This is a genomic window from Celeribacter sp. SCSIO 80838, from assembly GCF_056498065.1.
The window spans coordinates 195,860-218,310 of record NZ_JAZKMA010000001.1 but is presented as its reverse complement, the minus strand read 5'-3'; the positions used below and the strand labels follow the sequence as shown (position 1 = coordinate 218,310).

At 61.2% G+C, this 22,451-nt stretch carries 25 protein-coding genes; 12 read left to right on the top strand and 13 right to left on the bottom strand.

Annotation, left to right across the window (positions count from 1 at the left end; all coding sequences use genetic code 11):
• Window positions 1–62: 62 nt before the first annotated feature.
• From V1475_RS01000 to cobU, 3 genes are all read right to left on the bottom strand, one after another.
• Complete coding sequence (locus V1475_RS01000) at window positions 63–749, bottom strand: glutathione S-transferase (protein ID WP_479411264.1); 687 nt, start codon at window positions 747–749, stop codon at window positions 63–65.
• 86 nt (window positions 750–835) lie between these two features.
• Window positions 836–1,405, bottom strand: a complete 570-nt coding sequence (locus tag V1475_RS00995) for a histidine phosphatase family protein (protein ID WP_479411263.1) — start codon at window positions 1,403–1,405, stop codon at window positions 836–838.
• A complete protein-coding gene (gene cobU, locus V1475_RS00990; RefSeq protein ID WP_479411262.1) occupies window positions 1,402–1,923 on the bottom strand; it encodes a bifunctional adenosylcobinamide kinase/adenosylcobinamide-phosphate guanylyltransferase in 522 nt (173 codons plus the stop codon). The genes V1475_RS00995 and cobU overlap by 4 nt, the downstream gene beginning before the upstream one ends.
• 145 nt (window positions 1,924–2,068) lie before the next feature.
• Between cobU and V1475_RS00985 the strand changes: the two genes are divergently transcribed.
• The 6 genes from V1475_RS00985 (at window position 2,069) to V1475_RS00960 (ending at window position 8,678) form a co-directional block, all read left to right on the top strand.
• Window positions 2,069–2,950: an RNA polymerase factor sigma-32 gene (locus V1475_RS00985; RefSeq protein ID WP_479411261.1), complete on the top strand. Its 882-nt coding sequence runs from the start codon at window positions 2,069–2,071 to the stop codon at window positions 2,948–2,950.
• Window positions 2,947–3,795, top strand: a complete 849-nt coding sequence (locus tag V1475_RS00980; RefSeq protein WP_479411260.1) for a ChaN family lipoprotein — start codon at window positions 2,947–2,949, stop codon at window positions 3,793–3,795. Before V1475_RS00985 ends, V1475_RS00980 begins: the two co-directional genes overlap by 4 nt.
• 81 nt (window positions 3,796–3,876) lie before the next feature.
• On the top strand, window positions 3,877–5,076 hold the full coding sequence (gene coaBC, locus V1475_RS00975; RefSeq protein WP_479411259.1) for a bifunctional phosphopantothenoylcysteine decarboxylase/phosphopantothenate--cysteine ligase CoaBC: 1,200 nt from the start codon (window positions 3,877–3,879) through the stop codon (window positions 5,074–5,076).
• An 18-nt stretch (window positions 5,077–5,094) separates the two neighbouring features.
• Window positions 5,095–5,562 carry a dUTP diphosphatase gene (dut, locus tag V1475_RS00970; RefSeq protein WP_479411258.1) on the top strand — a complete coding sequence of 156 codons (468 nt, stop codon included), beginning with the start codon at window positions 5,095–5,097 and terminating at the stop codon, window positions 5,560–5,562.
• A 10-nt stretch (window positions 5,563–5,572) separates the two neighbouring features.
• Window positions 5,573–6,601 (top strand): HesA/MoeB/ThiF family protein, encoded by a 1,029-nt coding sequence (locus V1475_RS00965; RefSeq protein WP_479411257.1) that lies wholly within the window; start codon window positions 5,573–5,575, stop codon window positions 6,599–6,601.
• A 52-nt stretch (window positions 6,602–6,653) separates the two neighbouring features.
• Window positions 6,654–8,678, top strand: coding sequence for a M3 family metallopeptidase (locus V1475_RS00960; protein WP_479411256.1), 2,025 nt, complete (start codon window positions 6,654–6,656; stop codon window positions 8,676–8,678).
• 45 nt (window positions 8,679–8,723) lie between these two features.
• Here the strand turns inward: V1475_RS00960 and V1475_RS00955 are convergent, their stop codons facing one another.
• Genes V1475_RS00955 through V1475_RS00945 form a run of 3 tightly spaced genes read right to left on the bottom strand, consistent with a single transcriptional unit; the run spans window position 8,724 to window position 11,119 of the window.
• Complete coding sequence (locus V1475_RS00955; RefSeq protein ID WP_479411255.1) at window positions 8,724–9,602, bottom strand: cation diffusion facilitator family transporter; 879 nt, start codon at window positions 9,600–9,602, stop codon at window positions 8,724–8,726.
• 27 nt (window positions 9,603–9,629) lie between these two features.
• Entirely contained in the window at window positions 9,630–10,619 is a 990-nt protein-coding gene (locus tag V1475_RS00950) for a capsular polysaccharide export protein, LipB/KpsS family (RefSeq protein ID WP_479411254.1), read from the bottom strand.
• 5 nt (window positions 10,620–10,624) lie between these two features.
• The gene (locus V1475_RS00945) at window positions 10,625–11,119 is read right to left on the bottom strand and encodes an SH3 domain-containing protein (RefSeq protein WP_434290973.1); all 495 of its coding nucleotides are present in this window, start codon (window positions 11,117–11,119) and stop codon (window positions 10,625–10,627) included.
• A 237-nt stretch (window positions 11,120–11,356) separates the two neighbouring features.
• Between V1475_RS00945 and V1475_RS00940 the strand changes: the two genes are divergently transcribed.
• The 3 genes from V1475_RS00940 to V1475_RS00930 all read left to right on the top strand — a co-directional run bounded on the left by V1475_RS00940 (window position 11,357) and on the right by V1475_RS00930 (window position 12,905).
• Window positions 11,357–12,343 carry a 2-hydroxyacid dehydrogenase gene (locus tag V1475_RS00940; protein ID WP_479413938.1) on the top strand — a complete coding sequence of 329 codons (987 nt, stop codon included), beginning with the start codon at window positions 11,357–11,359 and terminating at the stop codon, window positions 12,341–12,343.
• A 91-nt stretch (window positions 12,344–12,434) separates the two neighbouring features.
• On the top strand, window positions 12,435–12,641 hold the full coding sequence (locus V1475_RS00935; protein ID WP_479411253.1) for a CsbD family protein: 207 nt from the start codon (window positions 12,435–12,437) through the stop codon (window positions 12,639–12,641).
• Window positions 12,642–12,707: 66 nt separating this feature from the next.
• Window positions 12,708–12,905 (top strand): CsbD family protein, encoded by a 198-nt coding sequence (locus V1475_RS00930; protein ID WP_066711034.1) that lies wholly within the window; start codon window positions 12,708–12,710, stop codon window positions 12,903–12,905.
• 50 nt (window positions 12,906–12,955) lie between these two features.
• On the opposite strand, the gene V1475_RS00925 is transcribed toward V1475_RS00930, so the two are convergent.
• Window positions 12,956–13,873, bottom strand: coding sequence for a pirin family protein (locus V1475_RS00925; RefSeq protein ID WP_479411252.1), 918 nt, complete (start codon window positions 13,871–13,873; stop codon window positions 12,956–12,958).
• A 480-nt stretch (window positions 13,874–14,353) separates the two neighbouring features.
• On the opposite strand from V1475_RS00925, the gene V1475_RS00920 reads away from it, so the two are divergent.
• Together V1475_RS00920 and benD are read left to right on the top strand one after the other, a co-directional pair.
• Complete coding sequence (locus tag V1475_RS00920) at window positions 14,354–15,394, top strand: 2-keto-3-deoxygluconate permease (RefSeq protein WP_479411251.1); 1,041 nt, start codon at window positions 14,354–14,356, stop codon at window positions 15,392–15,394.
• Between the two features lie 101 nt (window positions 15,395–15,495).
• A complete protein-coding gene (benD, locus tag V1475_RS00915) occupies window positions 15,496–16,272 on the top strand; it encodes a benzoate diol dehydrogenase BenD (protein WP_479411250.1) in 777 nt (258 codons plus the stop codon).
• 59 nt (window positions 16,273–16,331) lie between these two features.
• On the opposite strand, the gene panB is transcribed toward benD, so the two are convergent.
• Together panB and panC are read right to left on the bottom strand one after the other, a co-directional pair.
• Entirely contained in the window at window positions 16,332–17,153 is an 822-nt protein-coding gene (panB, locus tag V1475_RS00910) for a 3-methyl-2-oxobutanoate hydroxymethyltransferase (protein WP_479411249.1), read from the bottom strand.
• 12 nt (window positions 17,154–17,165) lie between these two features.
• A complete protein-coding gene (gene panC, locus V1475_RS00905; RefSeq protein WP_479411248.1) occupies window positions 17,166–18,104 on the bottom strand; it encodes a pantoate--beta-alanine ligase in 939 nt (312 codons plus the stop codon).
• Between the two features lie 93 nt (window positions 18,105–18,197).
• Here panC and V1475_RS00900 point away from each other — a divergent pair, with 93 nt between their 5' ends.
• Window positions 18,198–18,635, top strand: a complete 438-nt coding sequence (locus V1475_RS00900; RefSeq protein ID WP_479411247.1) for a hypothetical protein — start codon at window positions 18,198–18,200, stop codon at window positions 18,633–18,635.
• Between the two features lie 79 nt (window positions 18,636–18,714).
• Here V1475_RS00900 and V1475_RS00895 read toward each other — a convergent pair whose 3' ends face one another.
• The 4 genes from V1475_RS00895 to V1475_RS00880 all read right to left on the bottom strand — a co-directional run bounded on the left by V1475_RS00895 (window position 18,715) and on the right by V1475_RS00880 (window position 22,443).
• The gene (locus tag V1475_RS00895; protein ID WP_479411246.1) at window positions 18,715–19,068 is read right to left on the bottom strand and encodes a carboxymuconolactone decarboxylase family protein; all 354 of its coding nucleotides are present in this window, start codon (window positions 19,066–19,068) and stop codon (window positions 18,715–18,717) included.
• Between the two features lie 242 nt (window positions 19,069–19,310).
• Window positions 19,311–20,393: a BMP family ABC transporter substrate-binding protein gene (locus V1475_RS00890; RefSeq protein WP_479411245.1), complete on the bottom strand. Its 1,083-nt coding sequence runs from the start codon at window positions 20,391–20,393 to the stop codon at window positions 19,311–19,313.
• Between the two features lie 38 nt (window positions 20,394–20,431).
• On the bottom strand, window positions 20,432–21,358 hold the full coding sequence (locus tag V1475_RS00885) for an ABC transporter permease (protein ID WP_479411244.1): 927 nt from the start codon (window positions 21,356–21,358) through the stop codon (window positions 20,432–20,434).
• Window positions 21,358–22,443 (bottom strand): ABC transporter permease, encoded by a 1,086-nt coding sequence (locus V1475_RS00880; protein WP_479413937.1) that lies wholly within the window; start codon window positions 22,441–22,443, stop codon window positions 21,358–21,360. The genes V1475_RS00885 and V1475_RS00880 overlap by 1 nt, the downstream gene beginning before the upstream one ends.
• Window positions 22,444–22,451 lie beyond the last annotated feature (8 nt).

Sequence of the window (22,451 nt, the reverse complement as noted above, 5' to 3'; positions counted from 1 at the left end):
TTAATCCGTGTTACCGCGAACGTGGTTAGCAAATGGTTAACGGGAGATTGGGCGCGGCGAATTTATATCGACTGAGGCCAGTCCAGCTTTGGCAGATCCAGCGCATAGGGCACCGGATCGTAGCTGATTTTCAGCCCGTCCGCGCGCCATTTCTGAAACGCCGGATCGGCGAGATGCGCGTTGACATAGGCGGCGAGACGGTCGGAGACCGGCAGGCCATACCCCGCGATCCGCGCCGCAACCGGGGCGTAAAACGCATCGGCGGCGGAATAGGCACCAAAGAGCCAAGGCCCATCGCCCGAGAAGTGCTCGAAGGCATGGCCGAGGACAAGCTCAAGGCGGTCGAGATCGGCCTTAACCGCTTCGCTGATCGCAAACCCTTGATAGCGATACAAAAGCTGCATGGCGCAGGCGGAGCGCAGCGCGGTGAAACCCGCGTGCATTTCGGCGACCAGCCAGCGGGCATAAATCCGGGCCTGCGGATCGACGGGCCAGAAACCAGCCTTCGGATGACGCTCGGCCAGGGTTTCCGCCAGAGCGATGCTTTCGCCGATCACCCAGCCCTCCGGCGTGCGCGCTGTGGGGACGAAGCGGGCGGGGGAGAGCGGCGCGAGGTCTTGTTTCATCGTGCCAGCGTAAAGCCCCACCATGATTTCGCGAAACGGGATGCCGAATTTCTCAAAAAGAAGCCAGCCGCGCAGGGACCAGCTCGAAAAGCTTTTATCGCCGATGAAAAGATCGTATGACATGGGAATACCTCTGGGCCCTGTTGGTGTTTCGGGGAGGCTACGCGACTTTCATATATCATGAAAATTCATATTTGTCGCAATTATCATCAAAATTTGTGATTAATTCGCGCGCAAGACCACGGTCCCGAGATCCCCTCCGGGCAGTCGATCACCGTGGCGGACAATGGGTCGATCTGATGCGCAAGAACATCCGCCGCTGAGCAATTCAGCGCCTTTTGCGCAAGCGCGAGGATCACCCCCATATGCGCCACAACGATGGTTTCTCCGGCGAGGTCATGGACCCCGGCATGGACCCGCGCGGAAAACGTGTTCCAGCTTTCTCCGCCGGGCGGCGCCACATCTCCGGGGCTCTCGAAGACCTGACGCGCCAGATCGCCGTCGCGGGCTTCGATTTCCGGCCAGCGCAGCAATTCCCAGTCGCCGAAATGGGTCTCCCGCAGGCGTGGATCGTGCGAGAGCCGGGATCGCGTGCCCTGAATGGCGCTCGCTGTTTCGACCGCACGCCTCAAATCGGAGGAAATCACCGGCACCTGCGGCAGGGCCTGTTCCAACCGGTTGATGGCGGCATGATCGGAGAGGTCTGCGGGCAGATCGCTCCAGCCGACAAAGCTCTTGGCATGGGTCGGCCCATGACGGATCAACCAAAGGCGGCTCATATCAGCCCCTCCGGCAGGCGGCCTTTGAGGACGAAAGGCAGACCGGCCATCACGCCCACGACGGTGGCCGCTTCCTCGGCAAGCCGCCGGTTCAGCGCGCCTTGGGCGATGCGAAACCGGCGGGCGAGGGCGTTTTCCGGCACGATGCCAAGCCCGACCTCATTGGACACGACAACGATCTGCGCCGGGCTGTGCCGGATGGCGGTGATCAGGTTTTCGGTCTCGCGTTCAAGATCATGATCCGCCAGAAGATGGTTGGTCAACCAGAGCGTGGCGCAGTCGAACAACAGAATCTGCCCCTCTAAGGTCTCCGAAATCACCCGGTTTGCGGCATAGGGCTCCTCGATTGTGCACCAGTCGGACCCACGATTTGTGCGGTGTCGCTCAGCCTTTGTGCGCATTTCTTCATCGTAGATCTGAGCGCTGGCCAGGTAAACTCTATCCAACCCACTGTGAACACATATTTTTTCCGAAAAATCGGACTTCCCGGAAGAGGCGCCGCCTAGGACGACTGTCATATTTGTGCACATGATCGTGAGAACCATTTCGGAACCATTTTGTTAGGCTCTGCGTATCAGGAGTAGCCACCGCTCGCAAATGGCCGTCATCGGACCTGCCTTTGAGCCGAAGCCAGAGCGCACAAGAGACCTTCAGGAGGGAACAATGGCACTCGATTTGACTGCATCGGACAACGCCCTGCCACGGCGGGCGATGAAAGCGGAAATGCTGGACGCGGAGACGGAAACGCAGCTGGCGCGGGCGTGGCGGGATCAGCGTGACGAAGAGGCGCTGCACCGGTTGATTACGGCCTATATGCGGTTGGCGATCTCGACGGCTGCGAAGTTCAAACGTTACGGCGCGCCGATGAACGATCTCATTCAGGAGGCGGGTCTTGGCCTGATGAAGGCTGCGGAGAAGTTCGACCCGGATCGTGGTGTGCGGTTTTCGACCTATGCAGTGTGGTGGATCAAGGCCTCGGTGCAGGATTACGTCATGCGCAACTGGTCGCTGGTGCGTACCGGCTCCACCTCGGCGCAGAAATCGCTATTCTTCAACATGCGTCGGGTGCAGGCGCGTCTCGAACGAGAAGCCATGGCGCAGGGTGCGGCGCTCGACCGCGATCAGCTCTTGCAGATGATCGCCATGGATCTCGGCGTGCCGCTCAGAGATGTCGAGATGATGGACGGGCGTTTGTCGGGTTCGGATTTCTCGCTGAACGCCCAACAGTCCGGTGACGAGGAAGGGCGTGAGTGGATCGAAACCCTTGCCGACGAGGGCGAAACCACCGCCGAAATGGTCGGCGAGGCGCATGATCAGGCGCAGCTCAAGATTTGGCTCGGCGAGGCGATGGACTCGCTGAGCGAGCGGGAACGCTTCATCTTGCGGGAACGCAAGCTGGCGGATGAACCGCGCACGCTGGAAAGCCTCGGTGAGGAATTGTCCCTGTCGAAGGAACGGGTACGGCAGCTTGAGGCGGGTGCCTTGCAGAAAATGCGCACGATCCTTGAAGCCAACCGGCACGAAGTTCACAATTTCCTCTCATGAAAAAGCCCTTTGCCTTTGTGGCTATTTTGGCCGCAGGCCCCGCTGCGTCGGAAAAGATTGTCTCGGAGGCGCTTGATGTGTTGGCTCCGGCGGATGTCGTGATCCTCGGAGAAATCCACGACAACCCCGTTCACCATGCGCATCAGGCGCGTGCGGTCTCGGCCTTGGCGCCCAAGGCGCTGGTCTTCGAGATGCTCAGCCCGGAGCAAGCCGCACGCATCACTCCGGAATTGCGACAGAATGAGGAAACTCTGGCACAGGCTTTGGACTGGGACAGTTCCGGCTGGCCCGATTTTTCCATGTATTACCCGGTTTTTGCCGCAAGCGGCACCGCCCCGGTCTATGGCGCCGCTTTGCCGCGTGAGACGGTGCGGGCAGCGTTTTCCGAAGGGGCGGCTCAGGTCTTTGGGGATGAGGCGGTTCGGTACGGTCTCAACAGTGCCCTGCCCGAGGAGATGCAGGCCACGCGTGAAACGCTTCAGTTCGAGGCGCATTGTTCCGCGATGCCGAGGGAGATGATGGCGGGCATGGTCGAGGCGCAGCGGCTGCGCGACGCAGGCTTTTCCCGTACCGTGATCGAGGCGCTCGAAGCAACCGGTGGGCCCGTCGCGGTGATCACCGGCAATGGGCATGCGCGTAACGACTGGGGCATGCCTGCCACGCTGTCGCTTGTCGCGCCGGAGCTTCGTATTCTGTCCATAGGCCAGTTGGAAACGATCCCAGAAGAGACACCGCCCTATGATCTTTGGCTTGTGACCGCACCGGTCGAGCGCGACGATCCCTGTGCGGGGTTTGCGATGCCCTCCGAAAACAATTTCGAAGACAGTTCCGAAGACAAGGGCTGAGGATTGTCTCAGGCCGGGGCTTGGCTTAGAACCGATCTGCCCGGCGTTGAGATCGGGCAACCGGCTTGAGGGAGAGCTGTCATGCTGAACGGACGAACCATCCTGCTGATCATCGGCGGAGGCATTGCCGCGTTCAAGTCGCTCGACCTGATCCGGCGTCTGCGCGAAGAAGGCGTGCGCGTGGTGCCGGTTCTGACCAAGGCCGCTGAAGAGTTCGTTACGCCGCTGTCGGTCTCCGCACTGGCCGCCGAGAAGGTCTATCGCGATCTCTTCGATCTCACCGACGAGGCGGAAATGGGGCATATCGAACTGTCTCGCGCCGCCGACCTGGTCGTCGTTTCTCCCGCCACGGCCGATCTTCTGGGCAAGATGGCCGGGGGGCTGGCCAACGATCTGGCCTCGACCCTGTTGATGGCGACCGACAAACCCGTGCTGGTCGCGCCCGCGATGAATGTGCGGATGTGGGAACATCCCGCCTGTCAACGCAACGTGGCGACGCTCAAGGGGGACGGGGTGCTGTTCGTCGGCCCCGAAGAGGGCAATATGGCCTGTGGCGAGTTCGGTCCCGGGCGTCTGTCGGAACCCCCGGACATCATCACCGCCATTCGTGCCGCGCTGACCGACGGGCCTTTGAAAGGCAAGCACATCCTTGTCACCTCGGGTCCGACCCATGAGCCGATCGACCCGGTGCGCTATATCGCCAACCGCTCCTCGGGAGCACAGGGCACGGCGATTGCCGTGGCCCTTCGTGATCTGGGCGCCGATGTGAGTTTCGTCACGGGACCCGCCGATGTGCCGCCACCGCGCGGGGTGCTGGTGATCCCGGTGGAAACCGCTCGCGAGATGAAAGCGGCGGTGGAGGCGGCTCTGCCCGCCGAGGCGGCGGTGTTTGCCGCGGCTGTTGCGGATTGGCGCGTGGCCGCCGAGAGCGGATCGAAGATCAAGAAAGAACAGGGAAAGCTGCCGGTTTTGGAGTTTTCCGAAAACCCGGATATTTTGGCCGGAGTGAGCCAAATGGCGGAAGGCCGTCCACGACTGGTTGTGGGATTTGCCGCCGAGACCGACGATGTGATTGCGCATGCGACTGCGAAACGCAAACGCAAGGGCTGCGACTGGATCGTTGCCAATGACGTTTCGCCCGGCACGGGGATCATGGGGGGGGCGGAAAACGCCGTGACCCTGATCTCCGAACGCGGGGCGGATGAATGGCCGCGTATGGGCAAGGATGAGGTGGCGCGTCAGCTTGCCTACCGCATCGCAGCCCATCTGAACGACACTTGAGAAATTGAGCGAAAAAACATGACTGTACCGATCAAAATCCAATGGCTCGAGGGAGCCGACTCCGAAATCAAGCTGCCGTCCTATGAGACCGAACACGCGGCGGGCGGCGATGTGCGCGCGAATTTCCCGCCGGAGATGCGGCAGACCGGGGTTGTGCTTGCGCCGGGCGCGCGGGCGCTGATCCCGACAGGCTTCGCGATGGAAATCCCGCCCGGGTATGAGGTTCAGGTGCGGCCCCGTTCCGGGTTGGCGCTCAAGCACGGGATTTCCATGGTCAATACGCCGGGTACGATTGACGCCGATTATCGCGGGCCGGTGGGCATTCTGCTGATCAACCACGGGCAGGAGGCGTTTCACGTCACCCATGGTGAGCGCATCGGCCAGATGATCGTCGCCCCTGTCGTGCAGGGGGATTACACTGTGGTCGAAAGCCTCACCGACACCGCGCGGGGCGCGGGCGGGTTTGGTTCGACGGGTCGCAAATGACCGGTCGCGCATGAGCTATTTCCTGATCATCGCTGCGGTGCTTTGGGGCATCGGTTGGCTGACCGGCGCGCCGATGCGCGCGCGGTGGGCGATGATCGGGGTGCTTTATCTTGCCGTCATTTTGGCGCTGAGCGTTTTGCCGGAGGGACATGCGCTGCGCGTGACGCTCGGGGAGGGGCTTGGTGAGTGGCTTTTGCTCGGGGCTCTGGCGGGGATCGTCATCGCCTATCGCGCCGGGCTTCGGGCGCTGCGGCGCCGTGTGCAAATGCCGCCGCCTGAGGAGAAGAGCGACAGCTTCCGCCCCGCGGAGCTTGAGCGTTACATGCGCCACATTCTGTTGCGCGAGATCGGCGGTCCGGGGCAGCGGAAGTTGAAAGATGCCAAGGTTTTGGTGATCGGTGCCGGTGGTCTCGGCGCGCCCGTGCTGGAATATCTGGCGGCCTCGGGCGTGGGCGTCATCGGGGTGATCGACCCGGATGTTGTCGAGGCGTCGAACCTTCAGCGGCAGGTGATCCATACGGATGCGCACTTGGGCCAGCCTAAGGTGTTCTCTGCAGCGGAGGCGATGACCGCGCAGAACCCGTTCATCGAGGTTCGCCCCTATCATCGCGCGTTCGATGAGAGCGCGATGGATCTGGTGGCCGAGTACGATCTGGTGCTGGACGGGACGGATAATTTCGACACGCGCTATCTTGTCAATCGCGCCTGTGTGACCCATGGCAAAACCTTGATCGCTGCGGCGATCACGCAATGGGAAGGTCAAATCAGCACCTATAAATCCCATGAAAATGGCCCATGTTATCAATGTGTGTTCCCTGAGCGCCCTGCGCCGGGGATGGTGCCGAGCTGTGCGGAGGCGGGTGTTGCGGCCCCTTTGCCGGGGATTTTGGGAACGATGATGGCGATGGAGGCGGTGAAAGAACTCACCGGTGCCGGGCAGGGCCTGAAGGGGCGGCTCGTGATCCATGACGCGCTCTATGCCGAGACGCGCAGCATCGCGGTGAAAAAGCGGTCCGACTGTCCGATTTGCGGCGCCTAGGCCTTTTCCTTACCGCGCGCGAGGCATAGCTTTGTCGCCAAAGGAGACACGCATGACCAACGCTTACCTGTCCGAGTGGAACACGCCCTTCAACCTGCCGCCCTTCGCCGATCTGACCGATGCGGATGTCAAACCCGCCGTCGATGCCGCCTTTGCCGAGGGGCGCGCGGCGATCAAGGCGATTGCGGAAAACCCCGAGGCACCGAGTTTCGCCAATACGATTGAGGCGCTCGAAAAAGCCGATGCGACCCTGTCCAAAGTCTTGGGCGCGTTTTACGGCATGGCGGGCGCGGACACGAATGATGTGCGCGATGGGTTGATGCGCGATCTGTCTCCTGTTCTCTCGGCCTATAGCTCGGAAATCACCGCCAATGAGGCGCTGTTCAACCGGATCGAAACGCTCTGGCAGGCGCATGAGACTCTTGATCTTACGGACGAACAACAGCGCGTGCTGATGCTGACCCGCCGCTCTTTCGTGCGCTCCGGGGCGAAACTCGAAGGCGCAGAAAAAGACCGGATGGCGGCGATCAAATCGCGTCTGGCCAGCCTTGGGACGCAGTTTACGCAAAACCTTCTGGCCGATGAGCGGGAATGGTTCATGGAACTGGAGGAGGCCGATCTCGAAGGTCTGCCGCAGTTCGTTGTCGATGCGGCGCATGCGGCGGGGGAAGAGAAGGGGGCGAAAGGGCCGGTGGTGACGCTGTCCCGGTCATTGATTACGCCCTTCCTGCAATTCTCGCCGCGCCGCGATCTGCGCGAAAAGGCTTTCCGGGCTTGGGCGGCGCGGGGCGAAAATGGCAACAAAAACGACAACCGCGAGATTGCGAAAGAGATTTTGGAGCTGCGTGAAGAGCGCGCCAAATTGCTCGGTTATGAGAGTTTTGCGGCCTACAAGCTCGAAACCGAAATGGCCAAAACGCCCGAGCATGTCCGCGATCTTTTGATGCGGGTCTGGGCGCCCGCGAAAGACGCGGCTGAGCGGGACGGTGCGATCCTCGCGGCGATGATGGCCGAGGATGGTATCAACGGCGATCTGGAGCCTTGGGACTGGCGCTATTATTCGGCGATCCGGCGCAAGGCAGAGCACGATCTCGATGAGGCCGAACTCAAGCCCTATCTGCAACTCGAACGGATGATCGAGGCGGCCTTTGCCTGCGCCAATCGGCTGTTTAGGCTTTCCTTCGACCCGCTCGATGTGACGACATATCACCCGGACGCACGCGCTTGGAATGTCACCCGGAATGGCAAACATATCGCCGTTTTCATCGGCGATTATTTCGCGCGCGGGTCGAAGCGGTCGGGCGCGTGGTGTACAGCGATGCGCAGTCAGCAGAAACTCATGGGCGACATCCGTCCTATCGTCCTCAATGTGTGCAATTTTGCCAAACCGCCAAAAGGCGAGCCGGCTTTGCTGTCCTATGATGATGCGCGCACCTTGTTCCACGAATTCGGCCATGCGCTGCATCAGATGCTCTCGGATGTGACCTACGAGTCAATCTCCGGCACATCCGTGGCCCGCGATTTCGTTGAACTGCCCTCGCAGCTTTACGAACACTGGCTCGAAGTGCCAGAGGTGCTGGAAGAATTCGCGACCCATGCCAAAACCGGCGAACCGATGCCGCGCGATATGTTGGAGCGCCTTTTGGCCGCGCAAACCTATGATCAAGGGTTCGCGACCGTGGAATATGTTGCTTCGGCTCTGGTCGATCTGGATTTCCATGACGGTCCCGCCCCGAAAGACCCGATGGCGGCACAGGCGGAGACGCTCAAACGCATCGGTCTGCCGCATGCCATCACCATGCGCCACGCGACGCCGCATTTCTCGCACGTCTTCTCGGGCGACGGCTACAGCTCGGGCTACTACAGCTACATGTGGTCGGAGGTGATGGACGCGGATGCGTTCGAGGCCTTCGAGGAAACCTCGCCCTTCGATCCCGCTATGGCGAAAAGCCTTGAAGAGAACATCCTGTCCAAAGGCGGCTCCAAGGATGCCGAAGAGCTTTACAAAGCCTTCCGTGGCCGGATGCCGGGCGTTGAGGCACTGCTCAAGGGGCGGGGTCTTCTCGCTGCCGAATAACTCCGGCGTTTCCTTTGCTGCCGGAAATACTCATAAGCGAGGCGGTCAATCCGCCTCGCCCGCGACATCCTTGTGAATGATCACTTCGGCATTGGGATAGGCTTCGAGGATGGCGCGTTTCAGCCCGGCCGAGATTGCATGCGCCTCGCGCAGGGTCTGGTCGCCATTGACCTCGATATGGATGTTGACGAAAGGTTTCGACCCGGCCATGCGGGTTTTCAGGTCGTGATAGGCATAGACGCCGGGGAAGTGCTTTGCCATGTCGCCGATCTCGTCGACCATGTCTTGCGGCGCGGCCCGGTCCATCAACGCGTCCCAGGCGCTTTTGCCGATGTTGAGCGCGCCGACCAGCAAAATCGCCGCCGCCCCGAGCGCGACCACGCTGTCGAGCCGGTCGAAGCCAAAGGCGGAGGAGGCCAGCAGCGCGGCAATCGCGCCGATATTGGGCACGAGATCGCCCAGATAGTGCAGGCTGTCGGCGGACACCACTTTCGATTGGGTCCGGCGTGCCACGTGTTTCTGCCAGAGCACCAGAGCAATGGTGAGGACAATCGAGAGGATCATCACGCCAACGCCGATGGCTTCGGAGGTCATTTGCGGGGGCGTGGGCGAGAGCATCCGGCGCACCGAGGTGACGGCGATCACCGCGCCCGAGACAAAGATGAAGATCGACTGGCCCAATGCCGCGAGATCCTCGGCGGAGGTATGCCCGAAGGTGTGATCCTCGTCGGGCGGTCGCGAGGCGTACCAGATCGCCAGCAATCCGCCCGAGGCCACCAGAAGGTCCATCGCACTGTCCGCCAGCGAGGCGGCGATCGATAGCGATCCGGTTGCGCTCAGCGCCCAGATTTTCGCGATCACCAGAATGGTCGCGACACTGACAGAGGCGATCCCTGCCGAAAGATTCAGATGATTGTCCTGCATGGGTCCGTCATGCCCCGGATCGCGGTCTTAGTCCAGCATCAGCTTGTCACGAATCCGCGCCCAGGCCCGGGTCGGAAAATTCTCTTTGGCGGGTTCAAGGCACTGGCGTTCGAGGAACCAGTGGAAATAGCCCTCATAGTCGAAATCCCCCATGGTCTCGGGACCGAACTCGATCGCCGCCTTGAGATCTGCGACGTTTCGGGGCGTGAGCGTCGCGTGCCAGTAATCGCTTTTGCCACAGGTGATCACCGGTTTTTTCTGCATCAGCGCTTCGAACCCCGCCGATGAGTTCTGGGTGATCACGACGCGCGCGGCTTCGATCAGATCGTGCAGCGAGGCATCCGAGAGTTTTACATTCGGATGGTTTTCGCAGAATTCGAGGATCTGCCGCCGGCCCTGTTTGCTCTGATGCGGGTGGAGTTTGACGTAAACCAACGCGTCCCGGTCGAATGTCGCCGCCGTGGCGATCATCTGTTCGGTGGTCAGATAGGCCGAGCCGGGCACCTGCGTTTCGCGGGGTTGGCAGAGGATCGTCGCGGTCGCCGGGCGCAGCGGCGCATCCATGCGCGGTTCCTGACGGAGCTTGGAGACATTCTCGCGCAGCATGTAGCCGGTGACCCCGTTGAAGAAATATTCCGCTGCCTCGCGCCGCTTCGGATCGGTGCAATAATGCGCAAACCGCAGCGAGCTGTCCTTGCCATGGCCCAGTTCGTCGAAATACCAGAAGCCCCAGAGATAGGACGGGTAGGCGTGCAGGATCGTCGGCCCGTACATCGCAGGCCCACCGACGATGATGTGGAAATGATCGGTTTCGAGGAGCGCGCGCGAGGTTCGTGTGTTGCCCTCGACCAGATAGGTCGTGAGCCCCTTGCTATCGAGAATTGGGGTTAGCCGCGTGAAGAAATCGTGCCGCCCATGCGCGATGGCCTCATGCCAGCTGCCATAGCCGTGGATGACACAGGATTTGAGCCCGGCGGGAATGTTGCGGGCGGCGAGAGGGGACTTGATTTGCTCCATCGGAGTTACTCCAGAATTTCATCCGGACGTACCCCCCAGAGTCCGGATTTCAACGCCCAGCCCTTCTGCCCGTCGGCAGAGACCTTGCACCATGAGACATCACATTCGAGAAGGCGCAGGATGACGTTTTTCTCCGCCTGCGCCGCCAATCGGGAGGTTGGATCGGGGCGGGAAAACAGGTCGATGCTGTCCTCGGTCACAAGCGCCGTGCGCACACCGGAAATCAGGGAATAATGCAGCCATCCTGTCGCGCCCTCGATGTCGCGCACCCGCCGCCAATGGCCGTATTCGGCTATGACCTCAAGAGGATAACCGCGGTGGACAAAGACCCAGTCGATCCGGTGCGACAGCGACGGCCCGCGCCGGGCGTTGGCTTTGTCGCTCTTGAGCGAGACGAAACGCGGCAGGGGCAGGTTGGTCACCTGTCCACGGGTCGGATTGTCTGCGGCCTGTCCTGCAAGAGGGGTCATCACCACCATGCAGATCAGAGCCACCCGCATCAGGGCGCGTCCCGCAAGAAATCGACCACTGTTCACCATCGCCAACTCGATCTGCCGCCTACCCGATTTGCCCGTTCTGTGACAGGTCCGCATGAGACGCGCAGTGCGCCTGTCTTGCCCGATCTTATCCTTTACGCCTTGCCGGGATGCAATCGAGTTTGCCACTATGGGGTGGAAAAAGAAAGGGAGGGCGCAGTCATGGGGAATGTTACGGGCGGGAGTGGCGTCGGAACGGGCATGGACAAGACGCGTCTCAAGGTCGTCGTCACGCGGGCCTTGCCGGAAGCGGTCGAAACCCGGATGACCGAGCTGTTCGATGTGGTGCTGAACCACGAGGATCGCAAACTCGACCGTGAGGCGCTGATCGCGGCCATGGGACGTGCGGATGTGCTGGTGCCCTGCGTCACCGACCGGATCGACGCCGAGATGTTGGCGCAGGCCGGGCCGGGGTTGAAGCTCATCGCCAATTACGGTGCGGGGCTCGATCACATCGACGTGGCGGCGGCGCAGGCGCGCGGCATCATGGTGTCGAACACCCCTGATGTGGTGACGGAGGATACGGCGGACATGGTCATGGCGCTGATCCTCTCGGTCACCCGGCGCATTCCAGAGGGGCTTGCGATGATGCAATCCGGCGATTGGCAGGGTTGGGCACCGACGGCCTTTCTCGGCCAGCGTCTGGGGGGCAAACGTCTTGGGATTCTGGGCATGGGGCGGGTCGGTCAGGCGGTGGCGCGCCGGGCCAAGGCCTTTGGCCTGTCGGTGCATTACCACAACCGTCATCGTCTGCGCCCGGAGAGCGAAGCGGCGCTTGAGGCGACCTGGTGGGACAGTTTGGATCAGATGCTGTCGCGTATCGACATTCTCTCGATCAACAGCCCGCACACGCCCGCGACCTACCATCTGATCAATGCCCGGCGGCTCAAACTGATGAAACCCACGGCGGTGATCGTCAACACCTCGCGCGGCGAGGTGATCGACGAAAACGCCCTGACGCGGGGTCTCAGAGCGGGAGAGATCGGCGGCGCGGGGCTCGATGTGTTCGAGCACGGACATCAGATCAACCCACGCCTTCGGGCGCTGCCGAACGTGGTGCTTTTGCCGCATATGGGGTCCGCGACCGTGGAAGGGCGGATCGAGATGGGCGAGCGGGTGATGCTCAACATCTGCAATTTCCGCAATGGCGTGCGCCCGCCCGACATGGTCGTGCCTGAGATGTTGTAAAGCGCCCGGGTTTCACCGGCTCGCAACCATTTCGGGCCAAGCTGCGTTGACGGTCTGAAGACAAATGCAGTGAAACCCGAAAGGACAGATCATGCGCTGGTCCAGCATCGAAGACAAATGGTTCCGGTTCAAAGCCAAGGCCAAACAGGAATGGGGTGCGCTCAGCGACGCCCAACTCAAAGAGATCGCGGGGGACCGTGACCGTCTCGAACGCGCGATTGCCGTTACATATGGCAAAGCCCCGGACGAGGTCCGGTTCGATGTGTCGAGCTGGAAAGAGCGGGTTGCTGCCACCTGAGGACTTATTCGGAACTTGTCGCCGGGGTGGGGCGTTTTCTTTTCAGACACTGAAAGGAGGCCCCCGATGAATTGGGACCAAGTTCAAGGCAAATGGAAAGAAATGAAAGGCCGCGTTCGTGAGGAATGGGGCGCATTGACCGATGACGATCTGGCGGAGGCCGAGGGCAACCGCGAACAGCTCGAAGGCAAGATTCAACAGCGCTACGGCAAGACGAAGGAAGAGGCCCGCAAGGCCGTGAACGATTTTATCGATAAGCTCTGAACCAGACCGGAAAACGCGCCCCTCAGGGCGCGTTTTATCTCGGTGTCGTTTCAGTGATCGCGCTGATCCTTGATGAACGTGCCGTTGTTCAACTCATTGAACGCCTGCATCAACTCTTCGCGCGTGTTCATCACGATCGGACCGTGCCAAGCGACCGGTTCCTTGAGCGGCTGCCCGGAGATCAGCAGAAACCGCACGCCCTCCGGCCCGCTGTTCACCACGATCTCATTGCCCGTATCGAAATTGACCAATGTGCGATTGCCAGACATATCGCGGATATTGACCTCTTCGCCATTCACCTCTTTCTCGACCCGCACGCCATAGGGTTTGGAGGCATCGCGGAAAGACGCGCTTCCGGCAAAGATATAGGCAAAGGTGTTCGCGTAGGTATCGACCGGCAGAACCTTGCGCGTGTTCGGCGGCACAGACACATCAAGATAAAGCGGATCGGCGGCGATCCCGTCGACCGGCCCACGCTGGCCCCAGAACGATCCCGTGACGATCTTCACCTTGGTGCCGTCATCGTCAATGATCTCGGGAATATCGCTGCCCTGAATGTCCTGATAGCGCGGTGCGGTCATTTTCAGCGAGGAGGGCAGGTTGGCCCAAAGCTGAAACCCGTGCATCTTGCCCGCCGCATTCCCGCGCGGCATTTCCTGATGCATGATGCCGGAGCCCGCCGTCATCCATTGCACCGAGCCTTTGCCCAGTACCCCCTTGTTGCCAAGGCTGTCGCCATGCTCGACCTCGCCGTCCAAGACATAGGTGATCGTCTCGATGCCGCGATGCGGATGCCAGGGGAAGCCCTTTTCATAGAACCGCGGATCGTCGTTGCGGAAGTCGTCGAACAAGAGAAACGGATCGAATTCGCGCGGTTTGTGAAAGCCGAACGCGCGATAGAGATGCACGCCCGCACCTTCGAGTGTGTATTGACCTTCAGAGGTCGCTTTGACGGGACGAAATGTCATGATGAGACTCCTGTGTCTGCTGTTGCCTTATCATGTGGGCATTCCTGTGTGTGCGTAAATAGGTCTGGGCGAACGGGGTTTGTGTTTTGGCGCACCTTTTTCGGGGCCGTCATGTGGCGGGACACTTGGGGGCACATATCTGATTTCATGAATTATTGTGCGAAAATAGCCTTAAAATATCATCTCTGTGCACAAAACATCGGAGGGGTATCAGCCAATACCTCCCACTGATTTGACTTGCCGGGAGTGGCTGCACATCCTGCGCCTCGGGAGGAAAGAGCCACATGCGCGGAGGATAAAACGCATGTGTCTCGCAAAACGCATCTGAAGAGAAACCGGCTTGCGACACCTGTCTGAGAACGGGGCAAGCCGATCAAAACGCTGGCATGCACTGTCTGTCATCTGACTGCAGGGGTCGATGAACTGTCGTCCTGTGGACGGCGGGCGGGGGTGGCTTGCGGGTTCAAGGGAGGAGAAACCATGGAAAGTTTATTTCGGCAAATCGGCCGCATTCCGGGAGCGTTGATGATCGTTCCCCTGTTTCTGGGAGCGGTGTTCACCACATTTGCCCCGGCCACACTCGAGATCGGCAGCTTCACCACAGCTCTGTTCAAGACCGGCGCAGCGCCGCTGATCGGTCTGTTCTTCGTCTGTGTCGGCTCGCAGATCGACGTGCGTGCGGCCCTGCCCGCCGTGGAAAAGGGCATTGTGCTTTTGCTGGCGAAATACGGCGTGGCCGTCGCGGTGGGGCTGGGGGTCGCGTTCCTGACACCCGACGGGACGCTCTGGGGCCTTTTGCCTCTGGCGATCATTGCCGCCATGTCGAACTCGAACGGTTCTTTGTTCGTCGCGCTGACCAGCCAGTTCGGCAACAGCAGCGACAAGGGCGCGATCTCGATCCTGTCGATCAACGACGGGCCGTTCCTGACCATGATCGCACTGGGTGCGGCGGGTCTGGCCGAATTCCCGGCCATGGCGCTGTTTTCTGCGATTTTCCCGATGCTTCTGGGCTTCGTGATCGGCAACACCAGCCCGACCGCACGGGCCTTTCTGGCGCCGGGTGAAAAGATCATCATCCCCTTTGCGGCCTTTGCGCTCGGCACCGGGATTAATTTCGGCGTGCTGCTGAATTCGGGGGCGATTGGTCTTTTGCTTGGTCTTGCGACCGTGGTGGTGTCCGGCGGGGCGGCGGTTCTGGCGCTTTACCTGTGGCACATTGTGCGCCGTCACCCGCGCCCGACCCGGAACCTGATTGCAGGGGCTTGCGAAGCCAGTACGGCGGGCAATGCGATTGCCACTCCTGCGGCTGTGGCGCTGATCGACCCGTCGCTGGCACCGATTCAGGGTATGGCAACGGCCCAGGTGGCCGCTGCGGTGGTTGCTACGGCGTTTACCATGCCCTTCGTCGTCGCATGGCTGTCATCTTGGCAGAAACGCCATGGTGTGAGCCCGGAAAACGAAGAGGCCATGTATGAAGGTGGCGAGACCACATTTGCGATGGCACCGCAGGAACCGAGCTGAACGACATATCCGGCGGGCTGTTTTTGCGAACAGTCCGCCGGTAGTTGGCAGATGCAACTGTCGGATGGCGGAACAGAAAGGGCAGATCGAGAAGGATGGCCATGAAACGGTTTGAAGGAAAACGGGCAGTGATCACCGGCGCGGCACAGGGCATTGGCCAATGGGTGGCCGAGGACATGGCGCGAGAGGGGGCGGAGGTTCTGATCGTCGACCGCTCGTCCGCCCGGGACGAGGTGGCCGCCGGGATTCTTGCGGAAGGCGGGCGTGCTCATGCGGCGGGGTTCGATCTTGAAACATGGGACGGCTGTCATGCCGCCATGGCGCATGCGGCGGAACTTTTGGGCGGGATCGACATTCTGGTGAACAATGTCGGTGGCACGATCTGGGCGCAGCCGTTCGAACATTACGCGCCGCATCAGATTGACGCGGAGGTGCAGCGGTCGCTGTTTCCGACGCTTTATTGTTGCCGGGCTGTGCTCGACTACATGTTGCCCGCGGGGGCGGGCGTGATCGTCAATGTCAGCTCGATTGCAACCCGCAGCCTTCACAGGGTGCCCTATGCGGCGGCGAAGGGTGGCGTGAATGCGATCACCGCAAGCCTCGCGTGGGAAGTGGCGGAACGGGGTATTCGCGTGGTCGGGACGGCCCCCGGCGGGACCGAAGCGCCGCCCCGCATTGTGCCGCGCAATCCGAATGCGGAGCAGGATCAGCGCGCGGACTGGTATCAGACCATTGTCGACCAGACGGTGCAGTCGAGCCTGATGAAACGCTATGGCACGCTGGCGGAACAGGCTGCGCCCATTCTGTTTCTGGCCTCGGATGAGGCGTCTTACATCACCGGGGTGACGCTGCCGGTCGGGGGCGGTGATCTCGGCTAACAGGCTCTGGCACAAAATTTAAAGCGCCCCGAAGGGCGCTTTCTTTTATGTCATTTTGTTCATGTCTTGGAGCCGTAGACATTGTCTTTGGTCGGGAAGGCGCGGGACTTGACGTCTTCGGCGTAAGACGCGATCGCATCTTCGATGGCCTCGCCGACCGCGCCGAATTTCTTGACAAATTTCGGCACCCAGTCGTTCAGGCCGAGCATGTCTTCCATCACCAGAATTTGCCCGTCGCAGGTTTTCGAGGCGCCGATGCCAATGGTCGGCACGTCGATCGCCTTGGTGATCTTGTCCGCGAGGGGTTCGACCACGCCTTCGACCACCACGGCAAATGCCCCGGCCTCAGCGACGGCAATCGCGTCGTCGATGTGGAATTGCCAGTCGTCTTCGTCGCGACCCTGGGTCTTGAAACCGCCCATGATGTTCGTGGATTGCGGCGTCAGGCCGATATGGGCCATCACCGGAATGCCGCGTTCGGACAGGAATTTGATCGTCTCCGCCATGCGCGCGCCGCCTTCGAGTTTGACGGCCTGACACTGGGTTTCCTTCATGATCAGGGCTGCGTTGCGGAAGGCTTGCGAGGGGCTTTCCTCATAGGAGCCGAAGGGCATATCCACCACGACGAGCGCGCGTTTGGTGCCGCGCACCACCGCCTTGCCGTGCATGATCATCAGTTCGAGCGACACGCCCACGGTGCTTTCCATCCCGTGCATCACCATGCCGAGGCTGTCGCCGACCAGAAGGAAATCACAGTATTTTTCGGCAATTGCGGCGGTGTGCGCATGATAGGCGGTGAGCGAGACGATGGGATCGCCCCCCTTGCGCGCACGGATTTGCGGCACCGTCACGCGACGGATGGTTTCGGTATGTGACGACATGGCGTTTCCTCCTCACGCAGGGTTCGCGACCCTTTGGTCGATCAATAGCACATCGCCGAAACGCGCGGCCAGAAGGATCACCACGGGGGCGGTGATCGGACCGGGCACGTCGGCTAGGGTTTCGGCGTCGCGCACATCGACACTTTCGATTTCGGCGCGCGGTTCGCGGGCGATGAAATCACGGATTTCCTGCTCGAGATCGGGACCGGTGCGCCCGTCGGAGACCTCGTAATCGGCGAAGGCCAGCGCCTTGTTCAGCACCAGCGCGGCCTGCCGGTCTTCGGGCGTCAGGCGCACGTTGCGGGACGACATGGCGAGCCCGTCGACATCGCGTACGGTCGGTACGCCGGTGATCTCGATCGGCATGTCGAGATCGCGCACCATGGTCTTGATGACCTGAAGCTGCTGGTAATCTTTCTCGCCGAAAAACGCCTTGTCGGCGCCGGTGATGTTGAACAGCTTGGTCACCACGGTGCAGACGCCCTTGAAATGGCCGGGACGCAGCGCGCCCATCAGGACCTTGTCCAAGTCTTCTGTCAAAACCGTGGTTTGTTTCAGGGGATGATACATCTCTTCGACGGCGGGGCAGAACACGGCATCGACGCCCTCGGCCTCCAACATCTTGAAATCGCGGGCTTCATCGCGCGGGTAAGCGTCGAGATCGGCGGCCTCGCCGAATTGCGTCGGGTTGACGAAGATCGACACCACGACCCGCTCGGCCTTGGCCTTGGCGGTGCGCACCAGCGTCATGTGACCCTCGTGCAGATAGCCCATGGTCGGCACCAGAGCGACGGTCTCGCCCGCCGCCTGAAAGGTTTTGACCGTGTCGCGGATGTCTTGTTTTGTCCGGCAGATTTTCAATGTCAGCCCTCCCGAAGCCTGCATTCGGGCGGAGACTACAAATTGCGCGGAGCGGCGTCCAGCGCATCCGTCCTGTGCGGTTTTGGCCATTTTTCCTTCGAATATCCGCAGGCTTTCCGCATTTCTGACAGGTTTCGCAGCCATTTTCGCAACGATCATACGTTATCGGTCGGGATTGTAATCGTGAGAATTCTTCTGAAAACACTGAGGCTTATGAGCTTTGCCGTCGGAATCGTTGTGGCTCTTCTGGCCTTTTTGCACTTCACGCAGGGAACGCCCGATGCGATGCAAACGGTGGCTGAAAGCATTGCGACGACCCAAAGCGTTCTGGGCGGTGGGCAGAAGGTGGATGTGGCTGAGGTCGCGTCGACCGTGCGTGTCCCGGCGCCGCAAAGCCTTGCCGAACTGGACCGGGTTGCGCAGGGGGAGAGTGCGGCGCTTGAGCTGCCCGCAGAGGTCGCAGAAGTGTCCGGGCCGCCGGAAGATGCAAGCATCGGGGAGCTTGGAATGTATTATTTCGAGCGGCTCAGCGCCTGGCTGTTCGGCGAACGCGAACCGTCGGTCGAGGTGGGGTGTAAGACCCGCAGCGGGGGCAAGATCTGTTCGGTGTCGAACGGTTAAAACACAGACATCGGCATGAAAAACAGGCGCGGAGGGCCCCCTCACGCGCCTGTTTCATATGTGGTTGCCCCTAAAGGGATCAGCTTTTCGGAAGTCCCGTCTCGGCCAATTCGTCCCAGCATTCCAAGGCCTTGGCCGCATACATCAGGGCCGGGCCGCCGCCCATCTGGACGTTCATGGCGAGCATTTCGGTGAGCTCTTCCCGGGTGCCGCCGTATTTCATCAGGGCCTCGACGTGAAAGCCGACACAGGGTTCGCAGCGCACGGCCACCGCGATGGCCGTGGCCAGAAGTTCCTTGGTTTTGTGATCCAGCGCCTCGCCTTCGAGCGCCGCTTTCGACAGGGCACCGAAGCCTGCCGGGATATTCGCATTGGCCTTGTTCAGGGCCCGCAGCGCAGTGCGCATGCTCTCGTTCTTTTCAACCCAGGACATGAGGGTCTCCTTGTTCGCGTTTCTTCGATGGCAGTCTTTCGCACATGCAGCATGGCGGGACTTTGATCCCGGTCAAACATATTCTGATATGAATTCCGACGAACCCGGCATGACGTTGCGCGAATATGACAAAAGGCCCGTGCGGGATGCACGGGCCTCTTTTTTCACTGTCGGATTTGCGTCGGATACCTGTCGGACTTTTGTCGGACCCTGATCCGCAGCGTGCCGAAGAGCGGGAGCGCTTATTGCGGGATCTCGCCGGTCAGACCTTCGATGTAGAAGTTCATACCCGCAAGCGTGCCGTCGTCGGCCACTTCGCCTTCGGCCAGCCAGGCAGAACCGTCCTGCTTGTTGATCGGGCCGGTGAACGGGTGGTATTCGCCCGAGGAGATGGAATCGCGCAGCGCTTCGGCGCCCGCTTTCACATCGTCCGGAACGGCGGAGGAAATCTCGCCGATGCCGACCATGCCCGCGCCGATACCGTCCCAGGTGTTGTCCGATTCCCAAGTGCCGTCGATCACGGCCTGAACGCGCTCGATGTAATAGGGGGCCCATTCGTCGATGATGGACGAGATGCGCGGCATCGGGCCGAACTCGGCCATGTCGGCGGCTTGGCCAAAGGTGTAGACGTTGCCCGCCTTCTGCGCGGTGATCTGCGGGGCGGTGGAGTCGGTGTGCTGAAGCACGACGTCGATGCCTTGGTCGATCATGGCTTGAGCCGCGTCGGCCTCTTTCGCCGGGTCGAACCAAGTGTTCAGCCAGACGACGGACATTTCAACGTCCGGGTTCTCTTTCTTGGCGTGCAGGAAGGAGGAGTTGATGCCGCGGATCACTTCCGGGATCGGGAAGGAACCGATGTAGCCGATCTTGTTCGACTTGGTCATGTGACCGGCGAGGTAGCCCTCGACCGCGCGGCCTTCGTAGAAGCGGGCGGAATAGACGCCGACGTTCGGCGCGGTTTTATAGCCGGTGGCGTGTTCGAATTTCACGTCCGGGAATTTGCCCGCGACGTTGATCGTCTGATCCATGTAGCCAAACGAGGTGGTGAAGATGATGTCAGCGCCCGACAGAGCCATCTGGGTCATCACGCGTTCGGCGTCCGGGCCTTCGGGCACGCTTTCCTGTTCGACGATCTCGACCGCATCGCCGAAATGCTCGGCCATGACCATCGCGGCCTCATGGTGGTGCTGCGACCAGCCGCCGTCGTTTTTCGGACCGACATAGATGAAGCCGACTTTCACCGCATCGGCGGCGAAGGACGGGAAGGCCGCGCCAAGCGCCAGAGCGGAAGCCGCGGCAGCGGTCAGCAGAGTTCTACGTTTCATGGAATATTCTCCCCTGTTGGAATATGTCCCCGTGAGGCTCACGAGGTGTGGAAAATCCGACCCAGCATCGCGGGTGCACTGGTGGCACCATGACGCCGGGCGGAAATGACGACAAGGACCAGAATGGTCGCAAGGAAAGGCGACATGGACAAAAGCTCCACCGGAACTTTGGCACCCGCCGCCTGAAGGTTGAGTTGCAGCACGGTGATGCCGCCGAAAAGATACGCGCCGATCAGCACTCGGCCCGCCCGCCAGCTCGCAAAGACGACGATGGCCAGCGCGATCCAGCCGATCCCGGCGGTGATCCCGTCGGTCCATTGCGGCACGCGCACGAGGCTGATGTAAGCGCCGCCCAAACCCGCCATGGCGCCGCCAAAGCCGATGGCGGCAAAGCGCACGGCCTTGACCTTGTAGCCAAGCGCATGGGCGGCAGCGTGGTTTTCGCCGACGGCGCGCAGGATGAGACCGGCACGGGTAAATTTCAGGAAGGCCCAGATCACCACGACCATGATCAGAGACAGGTAAACGATGGCGTCATGTTGGAAGACCACCGGGCCGAGGACCGGAATGTTTTCGAGCAGCGGAATGTGCAGGTCCGGCATGCGCGGCGGCGACATGCCTTGGTAATTCTGGCCCAAGAGCGAGGCGAGGCCGGTGCCCAGAAGCGTGAGGGCGAGACCGGCGGGGACCTGCGTTGTCAGGAAAATCTGGGTCAGGAAACCGAAGAGCATGGAGAGTGCGGCACCGCCCACGGCGGCGGCGATAAAGCCCATGGTGGGGGATTGCGTCTCGATGGCGGCGATGAAGCCGCAGACCGCGCCGAAGATCATCATGCCTTCGACGCCGAGGTTCAGGACGCCGGATTTCTCGGTGACCATTTCACCCAGAGCGGCGAGGAGGATCGGGGTCGAGGCCACCATGAGCGAGGCCATGAGGACGACGGGATTGATCGAGCCGAAATCCATTATGCGGTCTCCCGGTTGACGATGATGATGCGGTAATTCACCACGAGGTCCATGGCGAGCAGGATCATCAGGAGCATGCCCTGAAACACCTGAATGGCGGCCGAGGGCAGGTCGAGCATGAATTGCGCGAGTTCTCCGCCGATGAAGGTCAGCGCCAGGAGGAGGCCTGCGAGCAGGATGCCGATCGGGTTGAGGCGTCCGAGGAAGGCGACGATGATGGCGGTGAAACCATAGCCCGCGCCGAAGTCGATGGAGATCTGACCGGCGGGACCGGTGACCTCGAAGAGGCCTGCGAGACCGGCGAGCGCGCCCGCCGTGCCGAGGCAGAAGACGACGAGGAGCTTGTCTTTCACACCTGCGAACCGGGCGGCACGGGGGCTTTCTCCGGTGAGACGGATTTGATAGCCGAGCATGTGTTTGTTCAGCAGAACATAGGCGGCGACCACCGCGCCAAGGGCTGCGACGACGCCCCAATGCGCGCCTGTGCCGGGGATCAGTTCGGGGTTCGAGAGCCACGGGATCTGGCTCATGTTGCGCGATCCGGGAAAGCCGTTGCCTTCGGGGTTGCGCAGGAAGCCGAGCGCGGCGGAGGCGAGGATTTGTTCGGCGACATAGACCAGCATCAGCGAGACGAGGATCTCGTTGGTGTTGAAGCGGGTCTTGAGGAGCGCCGGGATCATCGCCCAGAGGAAACCGCCGATGGCGCCCGCAATGACCATGAGCGGAAAAATCCACCAGGCGTCGAGCGGGTACAGCGCGAGGCCGACGGAGGCGCCCGCGATGGCGCCCATGATATATTGGCCCTCGGCGCCGATGTTCCAGATGCCCGCCTTGAACCCCAGCGAGAGGCCGATGGCGATGAGGATCAGCGGACCGGCCTTGACCAGAAGTTGGGGCCGGGAATAGGCGGCGAATTGGTCGTTGAAGAGCGGGTCCCAGAAGATCGTGCGGATGGCCGCGACCGGATCCTTGCCGAGCGCGGCAAAGAGCAAACCGCCGAGGATCATCGTCAGGATAACCGCGAGAACGGGGGTCGCGAGGGTCCAGAATTTCGAGGGTTCGGGGCGTTTGACGATTTTGAACATTGGGGTGC